This window comes from Herbaspirillum sp. C9C3 (assembly GCF_013359625.1).
In the GTDB taxonomy this organism is placed as follows: Bacteria; Pseudomonadota; Gammaproteobacteria; order Burkholderiales; family Burkholderiaceae_D; genus Herbaspirillum.
On record NZ_JABFMQ010000034.1, the window covers coordinates 24159 to 36284 of the forward strand.

General features: G+C 63.3%; 9 protein-coding genes and 1 pseudogene. 4 read left to right on the forward strand and 6 right to left on the reverse strand.

The annotated features are described in order from the left end of the window. From HNO82_RS20580 to xylF, 5 genes are all read right to left on the reverse strand, one after another. Complete coding sequence (locus HNO82_RS20580; protein ID WP_175344963.1) at window positions 1–1785, reverse strand: IlvD/Edd family dehydratase; 1785 nt, start codon at window positions 1783–1785, stop codon at window positions 1–3. Window positions 1786–1818: 33 nt separating this feature from the next. After that, the gene (xylB, locus tag HNO82_RS20585; RefSeq protein WP_175344964.1) at window positions 1819–2610 is read right to left on the reverse strand and encodes a D-xylose 1-dehydrogenase; all 792 of its coding nucleotides are present in this window, start codon (window positions 2608–2610) and stop codon (window positions 1819–1821) included. A gap of 77 nt (window positions 2611–2687) precedes the next feature. Continuing rightward, window positions 2688–3878 carry a sugar ABC transporter permease gene (locus HNO82_RS20590; RefSeq protein ID WP_217509988.1) on the reverse strand — a complete coding sequence of 397 codons (1191 nt, stop codon included), beginning with the start codon at window positions 3876–3878 and terminating at the stop codon, window positions 2688–2690. Between the two features lie 23 nt (window positions 3879–3901). Further along, window positions 3902–5458, reverse strand: coding sequence for a D-xylose ABC transporter ATP-binding protein (gene xylG / locus HNO82_RS20595; protein ID WP_175344965.1), 1557 nt, complete (start codon window positions 5456–5458; stop codon window positions 3902–3904). Window positions 5459–5558: 100 nt separating this feature from the next. After that, a complete protein-coding gene (xylF, locus tag HNO82_RS20600) occupies window positions 5559–6575 on the reverse strand; it encodes a D-xylose ABC transporter substrate-binding protein (RefSeq protein ID WP_008333237.1) in 1017 nt (338 codons plus the stop codon). Window positions 6576–6899: 324 nt separating this feature from the next. On the opposite strand from xylF, the gene HNO82_RS20605 reads away from it, so the two are divergent. From HNO82_RS20605 to HNO82_RS20615, 3 genes are all read left to right on the forward strand, one after another. Further along, complete coding sequence (locus HNO82_RS20605; RefSeq protein WP_008333231.1) at window positions 6900–8165, forward strand: XylR family transcriptional regulator; 1266 nt, start codon at window positions 6900–6902, stop codon at window positions 8163–8165. Further along, window positions 8162–9226: an aldose epimerase family protein gene (locus HNO82_RS20610; RefSeq protein ID WP_175344966.1), complete on the forward strand. Its 1065-nt coding sequence runs from the start codon at window positions 8162–8164 to the stop codon at window positions 9224–9226. The genes HNO82_RS20605 and HNO82_RS20610 overlap by 4 nt, the downstream gene beginning before the upstream one ends. Window positions 9227–9562: 336 nt before the next feature. Then, complete coding sequence (locus tag HNO82_RS20615) at window positions 9563–10612, forward strand: NAD(P)-dependent alcohol dehydrogenase (RefSeq protein ID WP_175344967.1); 1050 nt, start codon at window positions 9563–9565, stop codon at window positions 10610–10612. A 318-nt stretch (window positions 10613–10930) separates the two neighbouring features. Here HNO82_RS20615 and HNO82_RS22485 read toward each other — a convergent pair whose 3' ends face one another. Beyond that, complete coding sequence (locus HNO82_RS22485) at window positions 10931–11113, reverse strand: hypothetical protein (RefSeq protein WP_217509989.1); 183 nt, start codon at window positions 11111–11113, stop codon at window positions 10931–10933. Between the two features lie 177 nt (window positions 11114–11290). Here HNO82_RS22485 and HNO82_RS20625 point away from each other — a divergent pair. After that, window positions 11291–12073, forward strand: a pseudogene (locus tag HNO82_RS20625) (TonB-dependent receptor); the annotation flags it as partial. Window positions 12074–12126: the final 53 nt, after the last annotated feature.

Below are 12126 nucleotides of genomic sequence, written 5' to 3' on the forward strand. Positions count from 1 at the left end.
TCAGTGATTGTGTCGCGGCAGGGTTTGCGCCACGCCCTGGTACTTCAGGGCCAGTTCCATGCAGGCGCCGGTCTCGAGCTGGCCGACCGTGCTGCGATAGATTTCCTGCCAGGGTGTCTGGCTGGGCGGTACCGGCGGGATGCCTTCGCTCTTGCGGCGCGCCAGCTCTTGCTCGCTGATGAGCATGTTGCACTCTCCGGTATTGAGGTCGATGCGGACGCGGTCGCCATCGCGCAGGTAGGCCAGGCCACCGCCGACGGCGCTCTCGGGCGAGGCGTTGAGAATGGACGGACTGTCGGAGGTGCCCGACTGGCGGCCATCACCCAACGTGGGCAGGGTCGATACGCCACGCTTGATGAGCGCGTCCGGCGGCTGCATGTTGACCACCTCGGCCGAGCCGGGCCAGCCTACCGGACCGGCGCCACGGATGGCCAGCAGGGTGTTTTCGTCGATCTTTAACGCGGGATCGTTGATGCGGGCGTGATAGTCGTCCGAACCATCGAAGACCACGGCGCGGCATTCGAAGATGTTTTCCTGGCCGGGCGTGCTGAGATAGCGCTCGCGGAAGGCTTGCGAGATGACGCTGGTCTTCATGATGGCGAAGTCGAACAGGTTGCCCTTCAACACCAGGAAACCGGCGCGTTCGCGCAGCGGAGCGGAAAATGCGTAAATCATTTCCCTGTCCTGCGACTGACGGCCTTGCAGGTTCTCGGTCATGGTCTTGCCGGTGGCGGTGATACGATCGGCGCGCAGCTTGCCGGCCTGCTGCAGTTCCCACATGATGGCCGGCACCCCGCCGGCGCGGTGGAAGCGCTCACCCAGGTATTTGCCGGCCGGCTGCATGTTCAGCAGCAGCGGCACGTCGTAACCGTATTGCATCCAGTCCTCCGAATGCAGTTCCACGCCCGCATGGCGTGCCATGGCCATGATGTGCGGCTGGGCATTGGTGGAGCCGCCGATGGCGGCATTGACGACGATGGCATCGAGGAAGGCCTCGCGCGTGAGGATGGCCGATGGACGCAGGTCTTCGTAGGCCATGCCGACGATGCGGCGGCCGGTTTCATAGGCCATCTGGCCGCGCTCGCGATAGGGGGCGGGGATGGCCGAGCAGCCTGTCAGCGACATGCCCAGGGCTTCGGCCATGGCGTTCATGGTGGAGGCGGTGCCCATGGTGTTGCAGTGGCCGGAAGAGGGCGCGGAGGCAGCGGCGATCTCCAGGAATTTCTCGTTGTCGATGCTGCCGGCCGAGAGCAGCTTGCGGCCCTTCCAGATAGCCGAACCGGAACCGACCAGTTCGCCATCCATCCAGCCGTCCAGCATGGGGCCGCCCGAGAGCACGATGGCCGGGATATCGACGGTGGCTGCCGCCATGATCTGCGAGGGCGTGGTCTTGTCGCAGCCGGTGGTGAGCACCACGGCATCGATCGGATAGCCATGCAGGATTTCCACCAGGCCCAGGTAGGCCAGGTTGCGGTCGATGGCGGCGGTGGGACGGCGGCAGTTCTCGAAGATGGGATGCAGCGGGAACTCCATGGGAATGCCCCCCGCATCGCGGATACCGTCGCGCACCCGCTTGGCCAGTTCCAGATGAATGCGGTTGCAGGGACTGATATCGCTGCCGCTCTGTGCGATACCGATGATGGGACGGCCCGAGCGCAGCTCCTCGGCGGTGATGCCGTAGTTCATGAAGCGCTCCAGGTAGAGCGCGGTCATGTCGATGTGGTCGGGATTGTCGAACCAGTCCTGGGAGCGGAAGCGACGGGGTGTGGCGTGTGGCTTGTTCATGGATTCCTCCGGGCCGAAAGGCGTGTGGATAAGTTACGCGCCCAGCCAGCCGGCATCGACGTAGTACTCGCGGCCGGTGCACTTGGCGCCGCTGTCGGAAGACAGGAACAGCGCGAGAGCAGCGACATCATGCGGATCGACACGGACAGGCAGGCATTGCGCAGCCAGGATTTTCGCCTCTTCTTCGGGGGTGTGCCACAGCAGGGTCTGGCGCGGGGTGCGGATGGCGCCGGGGATGATGGCGTTGACGCGTACGCCGTCACGGCCGAAGTCGCGTGCCATACCATGCGTCATGCCTTCGATGCCGGCCTTGGCGGTCATGTACAGGGTCAGGTCGGGCAGGCCCAGGTGCCAGGAGATGGAGCCGAAATTGAGGATCACGCCGCTTTTGCGTTCACGCATGCCCGGCAGCACGGCCTGGGCGCAGAAGAACTGGTGGCGCAGGTTGACCGCCAGGCGTTCATCCCAGTAGCCGGGGGTGACGTCGGCGGTCTTGTGGCGGTCATCGTTGGCGGCGTTGTTGATGAGGATATCGACCCCGCCCATGGCGGTCTCGATGTCGGTGAAGGTGGCGCGCAGCGCTTCCAGGTTCATCAGGTTGCAGGGGAAGAAGCGCGGTGCGACAGCGGCGTCCTTGAGCGAGGCCACCAGCGCTTGCGAGGGTTCGACGGCGATATCCAGGAAGCAGACCTGTGCACCCTGGCCGACGAAGGCTTCCACCAGTGCCGCACCGATGCCGCTGCCGCCGCCGGTAATGACGACCCGCTTGCCGGCGAGGCTGCGATAGAGGGCGTGGTCGAAGACGGGGGTAGTAGCTGCGGTCATGCTTGATTACTCCAGAGGATAGGATGGGACGCTGGTGCGGCCAAGAAACGATATAAATGATTTGCGTGTTACGGTACTCAGCGGCCAGAACGGGTACTCACATCGACCCACACTGCCAGCACCAGGATGCTGCCCTTGACGATCATCTGCCAGTAGGTGCCCACGTCCAGCATGGACATGCCGTTGTCGAGGCTGGCCATCACCAGCGCGCCGATCAGGGCGCCATAGATGGTGCCGGAGCCGCCGCGCATGGACGTGCCGCCGATGAAGCAGGCCGCAATCGCATCGAGTTCGCCCATGTTGCCCGCCGAGGGCGAACCGGCCGCCAGGCGCGCCGTATTGACCAGGCCGGCCAGGGCACACATCACGCCCATGATGCCGAATACCCACAGCTTGACCGCCTGCACGTTCACCCCGGAGAGACGGGTGGCTTCCATGTTGCTGCCCACCGAATAGATGCGGCGGCCAAAGACGGTCTGCGTGCTCACGTAGCTGAACAGTCCCAGCAGCCCCAGCAACAGCAGCACCGGTACGGGGATGCCATCGTAGCTGTTGAGCGTACGGATGAAGGCCAGCAGTACCACGCCGATGACCAGCACCTTGAGGCCATCGCGCCAGAGCGCTGCCAGCGGCAGGCCGTGGCGGCTGCGGTTGACGCGGCTCATCCAGGTCAGGGCCAGCGCCAGCACGAACAGGGCGATGCCCAGCGCCATCCCGATCTGCGGCGGCAGGTAGCCCTGGCCCAGATAGACCATGTTGTCGGACACCGGGGCAATGGTCATGCCGCCGGTGACGCCCAGCAGGATGCCACGGAAGGCCAGCATGCCGCCCAGGCCGACGATGAAGGAGGGAATGCCCAGATAAGCGGTCATGTAGCCGTTCAACAGCCCCAGTCCCAGGCCAAAGCCCAGTGCCAGCACCAGGTTCAGCGCCAGCGGCAGGTGATGGCTCACGTCCAGCAGCGCGGCGATGCCGCCCAGCAGACCCAGGAGCGAACCCACAGACAGGTCAATTTCACCGGCGATGATGACCAGCACCATGCCGCAGGCCAGGATGCCGGTCACCGACATCTGGCGCAGCAGGTTGGAGAGATTGCGGGGAGTGAGGAAGCCGCCATCGGTCATGAAGCTGAAGAAGCCCCAGATGATGGTGATGGCGATCAACAGCGCGATGATCTTGTAGCGGCGAAATACCAGCTTGAGATTGGCCATGCCGCCGGCCCCGCCCATGGCGCCACCAGCGGCGCTGCTCAGATTGCTTGTAGTCATACCGAATTCACCTTGTGATTGTTTCAGACGGCCACCGCGCCTGGCGACGCCTGCGGGACAGCCTGGTTGATGGCGGCGGCCAGCACGGTTTCCTGGCTCAGCTTGTCGTTGACGAAGTCGCCGCGCAATTTGCCTTCGCCGATCACCAGCACGCGGTCCGACACGCCCAGCACCTCGGCCAGCTCGGAAGAAACCATGATGATGGCCAGTCCCAGCTTGGCCAGCTCGGAAATGAGCCGGTAGATCTCGGCCTTGGCGCCCACGTCCACCCCGCGTGTGGGTTCGTCCAGGATCAGCACCTTGGGCTGGGCCAGCAGCATCTTGGAGAGCACCGCCTTTTGCTGGTTGCCGCCCGAGAGGCCCGTGATGGGCAGGAAGGGGGTGGCGGTCTTGACGCGCAGACGGCTGATCTCGTCCTGGATGGTCTTGAGCTCGGCACTGCTGTCGATGCGGGTGCCGCGCGAGAAGCGGTTCAGGACCGTCAGGGTGATGTTCTGCCCCACATCCAGATCCGGCACGATGCCATGGTGCTTGCGATCTTCCGGCACCATGCACAGACCCTGACGGATCGACTTCAGGGGCGAGCCGGTATCGGCCGGCTTGCCTTCCAGCAGGACCTGCCCTTCGTAGCGTCCGCGATAGGCGCCAAAGATGGCCGATACCAGTTCGGTGCGACCGGCACCGACCAGCCCGGCAATGCCCAGGATCTCGCCCCGGCGCACCGAGAAGGAGACGTCATCGACGCGCTTGCGGCGCGGATTGTCGATGTCGTAGCAGGTGATGTTGCGCGCCTCCAGCACCACCTCACCGATGGCATGATTGCGCTCGGGATACATGGCGGTGATTTCGCGGCCGACCATCTGCGTGATGATCTTGTCCACATCCATCTCCTGCATGGGCGTGGTGGCGATGTGCCTGCCATCGCGGATGACCGAGATGGTGTCGCAGATCTCGGCGACTTCGTCGAGCTTGTGGGAGATGTAGACGCAGGCCACGCCGCGCGCCTTCAGGTCCTTGATGATCTTCAGCAGCACCGCGATTTCGGAGGCGGTCAGTGACGACGAGGGTTCGTCCAGGATCAGCAGGCGCGCATCCTTGTTGAGCGCCTTGGCGATTTCCACCAGCTGCTGGTGACCACCGCCATATTGCGAGACCGGCAGGGTGACGTTGATGTCCGGCATGTTCAGTTCGCGCATCAGTTCTTCGGCGCGGCGATACATGGCGGGGTAGTTCATGCGGCCACCCGGCAGGGTGATCTCGTGGCCCATGAAGATGTTCTCGGCCACCGACAGTTCGGGCACCAGCATCAGTTCCTGGTGGATGATGACGATGCCGGCGGCTTCGGTGTCGCGCACCGAATGGGCCTTGAGCGGTTTGCCGTCCCACAGGATCTCGCCATCCCAGGTGCCATGGGGATAGACACCGGAGAGGATCTTCATCAGCGTCGACTTGCCCGCGCCGTTTTCACCGCACAGGCCCACGCATTCACCGGGCCGGATCTTGATGTCGATGCCGTCCAGGGCACGCACACCGCCAAAGCTCTTGACGATGCCTTTCATTTCTAACAGATACTCGGACATGCCTGTTCTTTCCAGTAAGTCTCCGGGGTCTGCGCGCAGGGCGCGCAGACGGCGATGCCGGCTGCCTCGGGGGGAGCAGCCGGCATGCTTGACTCAGGGATCAGCGGCCGTCGATCTGGGCCTGGGTGTAGAAGCCGTCATCGACCAGGACCTTGACGTTTTCCTTGGTCAGCAGGATGGGTTTCAACAGCAGGCTGTCGACCTTCTTGAAGCCGTTGTCATACTGGGCGTTGTAGGTCGGTTTTTCGTTGCGGGCCAGTTGCACGGACAGCTTGGCTGCTTCGGTGGCGATCTGCTTCAGGGGCTTGTAGACGGTCATGGTCTGGGTGCCGGCCACCACGCGCTTGACCGCAGCCAGGTCGGCATCCTGACCCGAGACCGGTACCTTGCCGGCCAGCTTCTGTGCGGCCAGGGCCTGGATCGCACCACCGGCGGTGCCGTCGTTGGAGGCCACGATGGCATCGATCTTGTTGTTGTTGGCGGTGAGCGCATTCTCGACGATGGACAGGGCTTCGGTCGGGCTCCATTCCTTGACCCATTGCTGGCCGACGATCTTGATGTCGCCCTTGTCGATGTAGGGCTTCAAGGCCTTCATCTGGCCTTCACGGAACATCTTGGCGTTGTTGTCGGTGGGCGAGCCGCCCAGGAGGAAGAAGTTGCCCTTGTTCTTGACCTTCAGGATGCCTTCGGCCTGCATTTCACCAACCTTCTCGTTGTCGAAGGAGATGTAGGCATCGACGTCGGCGTTGAGGATCAGGCGGTCATAGGAAAGCACCTTGATGCCGGCCTTCTTGGCTTCCTTGATGGTGTTGGTCAGCACCGTGGCGTTGAAGGGGACGATCACGATCACGTCCACGCCGCGCGAGATCAGGTTCTCGATCTGGGAGATCTGGCGTTGCTCGCTGGCATCGGCCGATTGCACGTAGACCTTGGCGCCCAGCTTCTCGGCAGCGGCGGTGAAGAAGTCGCGGTCGCGCGCCCAGCGCTCCACGCGCAGGTCATCGATGGAAAAACCGATCTTGGGGTTCTTGGCGTCGGCCATGGCGCTGCCGGCCACCATGGACAGGGTGGTTACGGTCATCAGCGCCAATACGGTCTTCTTCAGCATTGCCTTCATAGTCCAGTCTCCGATTTGAATTGAATTTGAATTGATTATGATTTTTGAAGCGGCGTGTCCGGGTGGAACCGCTGGCCCGTTTTGGGGCAATCGCTTCCGGGGGCGCGTGGGGCCGAGCTTGTCAGGGTGGGGTCACGCCGCATGATGGTGCGAGGGGGATACTAGCCCCGGGCCAATCCCCTCTACAATTACGAAATTCACCAAACGGCTTAGTGATTCTTTTTGTTGCAGGAGCACATATCCGTCATTTCGACGATGGCTCGCTACAATTCGACGAACACGAGAACGGCGCGCCCGACGACGCCGGCAAACAGGAGACACAGCGTGGCAAAAGCACCCACGGTGCACCGGATTGCGTTGCTCTTCAATGGCAACAAGATCTTTGATCGGGAAATCATTTCCGGCATCGGCGAATACATCAGCAGCACCCGTGCTTCCTGGGACTTGTACCTTGAGGAGGATTTCCGCTGCCGCCCACAGGGCATCGAACGCTGGGCCGGACACGGCATCATTGCCGACTTCGACGATCCGGTGACGACCGCAGCGCTGGAAGGCGTGCAGCTGCCGGTGGTGGCCATCGGCGGCTCCTACGCCGACCCTTCGCAATATCCCGCCAACCGGCCTTATGTGGCCACCGACAACTACAAGATGGTCAAGCTGGCCTACGACCATCTGATCGAAGCGGGGCTGCAGCATTTCGCCCTGTTCAGCCTGCCCGAGTCGCCCTGCAACCGCTGGGCGCAGGAGCGCGAGCGCATCTTCACCGACCTCACCGGGGCCGACGGCATCACCGGCCACATCTACCGCGGCGTGGGCACCAGTGCGCAATCCTGGGATACCGCCGTGGAGCAGCAGATCGCCTGGGTGCGCAGTCTGCCCAAGCCGGTGGGCATCATCGCGGTCACCGATGCACGGGCGCGGCAGTTGTTGCAGGCATGTCTGTTTGCCGGTATTGCCGTGCCGGAGCAGGTGGCCCTGATCGGCATCGACAATGATCCGCTGGCGCGGGTGTTGACGCGCATTCCCTTGAGTTCGGTGATCCAGGGCAGCGTGGAGATGGGCCGCACTGCGGCCCACCTGCTGCACCAGATGCTGCACGGGGCGCGTTTTCCGGACACGCGCATCATGGTGCCGCCGGTGGGCATCAACGTGCTGGCCTCCAGCCGCCACGAGGTGCGCAATCACCCGCACGTGATGCAGGCGCTGCACTTCATCCGCCAGTACGCCTGCCAGGGCATCAAGACCGACCAGGTGGCTGACTACGTGGGCATCTCGCGCTCCTCGCTGGAATGGTATTTTCGCCGTGAGCTGGGGCGCAGCGTGCATGACGAGATCCTGCGCTTCAAGCTGGAGGCCGCCAAGCGCATGCTGGAGCAGGCCGGCAGCCATGCGGCCGAGATCGCGGTCAGCTGCGGCTTCACCACCGTGCAGTATCTGCACGCCGTCTTCAAGCGCGAACTGGGCTGCACGCCCAGGGAATATCAGGAACAATTCGCCGCCGGACTGGAGCGCTCGGCTGCACCGTCGGCCTCCGCCGTCCGACCCAAGAAGAAAACCACGGGACCCTCCCTTCTTACCACCACAAAATGACGCACTTCACCCTCTCGCACACCACCTCCGCTGACGGCATCCGTCTCTACACCTTGCGCAACCACACCGGCATGCGCGTGACCATCAGCGACCTCGGCGCCACCATGGTCAACTGGTGGGCACCTGATCGCTATGGCCGTGAGGCCGATGTCCTGCTGGGCTTTGAGCGGGTCGAGCAATACGCGCACAACCCGGCGTATTTCGGCGCCATCGTCGGGCGCTGGGGAAACCGCATCGCGGGCGGTCGTTTCGAACTCGACGGCGTGGCGCACCAGGTCGATTGCAATGAAGGCGAGAACCATCTGCATGGCGGCCGCGAAGGTTTCCATGCCCAGCGCTGGCAGGTGCAGCCCGATCCGGAAGGTCTGCGCCTGATGCTGGTCTCGCCGGCCGGGCAGGCGGGTTTTCCCGGCACGGTGATGGCGTCGGTGCTGTACCGCCTGGATGACGAGGGCCAGTTGCGCATCGATTACACTGCCACCAGCGATGCGGCCACGCCCGTCAATCTGACTTCGCATGCGTATTTCAATCTCAATGGCGGAACATCCGACATCCGCGACCACATCATCGCCATCGAGGCCGATGGTTACCTGCAGGTCGATGCCAGGCTGATTCCGGAAGGCCGGGCGGACGTGGCCGGCAGCGCCTTCGACTTCCGCCAGCCTGCCCCCATCGGCCCGCGCCTGGACTGGCCCGATCCGCAACTGAAACTGGCCGGTGGCTTCGACCACTGCTATTGCCTGCGCAGCGAGCACGAACCGGCACCGGGCGAGAGCCGCGTGGCGCAGAGCTTGCGCGAAGTGGCCAGCGTCTACGAGCCGGGGTCGGGGCGTGAATTGCGCGTCTCCACCACCGAGACCGGGTTGCAGTTCTACAGCGGCAATTTTCTCTCCGGCGTACAGGGTCGGGGCGAGCAGCCTTACGCGATCCATGATGGCTTCTGCCTGGAGGCGCAGTCCTATCCGGACCAGGTCAACACGCCGCTGCGCGAAGCGGTGATCCTGCGGCCGGGGCAGGTTTATCGGCAGACTACGGTGTATCGCCTGGGGGTGCGGGACTGACTGCGTTGCGTCGTGCGGCTGGTCGGCATCGATGCCGTAGCGCACCTGTTGCGGCGATCCGGCATGGCCCGGACCCCATGATGAAGCAGTATCGGCAAGCTCGCAGCAACGCGCCTGCTTTGCGTTGCGCCGGGTCGCGCGGTGGTCGCCGATGGCGCGGGAATGACTCGCCTGGTTCAGCATGGCGCCGGAATTTCAGGCAAGAATCGTCGCGGAATAGGTCTGTCTTTGCGCCTTGCCACACGCCAAAATAGTCCATTTCATGACAGGTTGCCCACCCCCTGACCTGTTCATTCTCAACGCCAGCTTATTGGCCCGCTTACTGAGGAGATCCCCATGCAAGTCCATGCTTATGGCGCCCACGCCGCCGACAAGCCGATTGAACATCTCGAAATCACCCGCCGCGCCACCGGAGCGCACGACGTGCAGATCGACATCGCCTATTGCGGCATCTGCCATTCCGACCTGCACCAGGTCCGTTCCGAATGGGCCGGCACCCAATATCCGTGCGTGCCCGGCCACGAGATCGTGGGCCGCGTCGCCGCCGTCGGCAATCACGTCAGCAAGTTCAAGGTCGGTGATCTGGTCGGCGTAGGTTGTATCGTCGACAGCTGCCAGACCTGCCCGGACTGCGAAGAAGGCCTGGAAAACTATTGCGACGGCATGGTCGGCACCTACAACGGCCAGACCGATGACGCCCCTGGCTGGACCATGGGCGGCTATTCGCAGCAGATCGTGGTGCATGAGCGCTACGTGCTGACCATCCGCCATCCGGAAGCCGACCTGGCTGCCGTCGCACCGCTGCTGTGTGCCGGCATCACCACCTATTCGCCGCTGCGTCACTGGGGCGCCGGTCCCGGCAAGAAGGTCGGCGTGGTCGGCATCGGCGGTCTCGGCCACATGGGCATCAAGATTGCGCATGCCATGGGCGCCCACGTGGTGGCCTTCACCACCTCGGAATCCAAGCGTGCCGATGCCAAGGCCCTGGGTGCCGACGAAGTCGTGATCTCGCGCAACGCCGAAGAGATGGCCGCACATGCCAACAGCTTCGACTTCATCCTCAACACCGTGGCCGCACCGCATGACCTGGATGCCTTGCTGGGCCTGTTGAAGCGCGACGGCACCATGACCCTGGTCGGTGCGCCGGCCACGCCGCACCCGTCGCCGAATGTCTTCAATCTCATCATGAAGCGTCGTTCGCTGGCCGGTTCGTTGATCGGTGGCATCCCCGAAACCCAGGAGATGCTGGACTTCTGCGCCAAGCACAACATCGTGGCCGACATCGAGCTGATCCGCGCCGAGGACATCAACACCGCCTACGAGCGCATGCTCAAGGGCGACATCAAATATCGCTTCGTGATCGACAATGCCAGCATGGCGGCCTGATGAACTGATGAACTGCTGCTGACGCCATACCGCGTCGAACGCAAACGGGCGGGCACCCACGAGGTGCCCGCCCGTTTTTTGAAGGCAGAGCGAAGTGACCGATGACGGCTCACGCCTTGACGACTTCCCCGCCGAGATAATGCGCTTCGGAGACCGGCTCTATCCCAGGGCTATACGCCACGCAGCGGAGACATTACCTTTTACGCACCCTGAGGCAACATTGCCTTGTTCCACCGCGACTTCGCTTACGGCAGATATCATTTTTACCGATATCGATCATCGGTTTTCAGGATTGGCGTAATAACTGGACGAACCGCATCATGCAGGCCTGTCCAACAATCCGCCAAGCAACATCATGTCTGCCACCGCTACCCAGGCCGCCCGCAACACCTGGCTGTTCGAAGACCTGGCGGGCGCGCGCGTGACGTTGCGTTCGTCGAGCAGGGCGGCCAATGCCTTGAGCAGGTTCAGGTCGAGCGTGCGGAGGTCCGGTTTTTTCATGCGCGCAGAATCAGCAGGGAGAAATGACGCATGGTAGCAAGCCCCTGCGACAAATTGCCACATTCAACAAGTGGTCATACCAGCTTATCCTTGCCGCTCCTGATTTCCCATGCGGCATCCAGGGGACGGCGGCGTGGCTGCCGGGGGAGGCCGCATGTTCTGCCTACTACAAGACCAATGACGCTCCACTCTGCCCGCCGGCCCAGGCCGCTGCATCGCGCCCGACCCATTTTCAAACTCACGGCCTTGTCCGGCCTGCTGGCCCTGGGGGCTGCGCCCCTGGCCACGGCGCAGTCAGCCGGCGCCGACGAGGATTCCTCGCTGACGCTGGGCACCGTGGAAGTAAGCGCGCGCCGCAGCGGTCCGCTGCAGCTCAACAACGTGCTGACTTCGGTCGACCTGATCGGCGCGGATCGTATCCAGCAACAGCAGGTGCAATACAACTGGGAACTGTTCGCGCAGTCGCCGGGTGTGATGCTGACCCAGTTCCGCCAGGGCAACGAGTCCGGCAAGCTGTCCTTTCGCGGCTTCAACGGCGAGGGCGAGGTCAATGCGGTCAAGCTCCTCATCGACGGCATCCCCAGCAACGACAATGCCGGCGGCATGCCCTTCCTGGGGACGCTGTTCCCGCTCGATATCGCCCGCATCGAGGTCGTGCGCGGCACCAACGATGCGCGCTATGGCCTGCACAACATCGCCGGCAACGTCAACATCGTCACCCGGCAAGGCGGCAACTACGATGAAGCGCGTCTGACCTATGGCAGCTTCAATACGCGCCAGGTGCAGGTGGTCAAGGGCGTGGAGAACGGCAACTGGTCGCAGAACTATTTCCTCGGTTACGAAAAGTCGGACGGTTATCGCGATCATGCCCGGGCCGAGAACATCGCCTTCTCCGGCAAGTGGTTCTATACCAGTGATGATGGCCGCTACCGCACCGGCCTGAGCATCCGCCACGCTAGGGCCTGTTCACATTAAATCTGCGAGATGCGTTGCCCCCAGAAGGCGTGGTGGCA

Coding starts and splice junctions, on each gene's coding strand:
- HNO82_RS22485 (WP_217509989.1), bottom strand. CDS start 11,113: ATGAAAAAACCGGACCTCCGCACGCTCGACCTGAACCTGCTCAAGGCA.
- HNO82_RS20610 (WP_175344966.1), top strand. CDS start 8,162: ATGACGCACTTCACCCTCTCGCACACCACCTCCGCTGACGGCATCCGT.
- HNO82_RS20590 (WP_217509988.1), bottom strand. CDS start 3,878: ATGACTACAAGCAATCTGAGCAGCGCCGCTGGTGGCGCCATGGGCGGG.
- xylB (WP_175344964.1), bottom strand. CDS start 2,610: ATGACCGCAGCTACTACCCCCGTCTTCGACCACGCCCTCTATCGCAGC.
- xylF (WP_008333237.1), bottom strand. CDS start 6,575: ATGAAGGCAATGCTGAAGAAGACCGTATTGGCGCTGATGACCGTAACC.
- HNO82_RS20580 (WP_175344963.1), bottom strand. CDS start 1,785: ATGAACAAGCCACACGCCACACCCCGTCGCTTCCGCTCCCAGGACTGG.
- HNO82_RS20615 (WP_175344967.1), top strand. CDS start 9,563: ATGCAAGTCCATGCTTATGGCGCCCACGCCGCCGACAAGCCGATTGAA.
- xylG (WP_175344965.1), bottom strand. CDS start 5,458: ATGTCCGAGTATCTGTTAGAAATGAAAGGCATCGTCAAGAGCTTTGGC.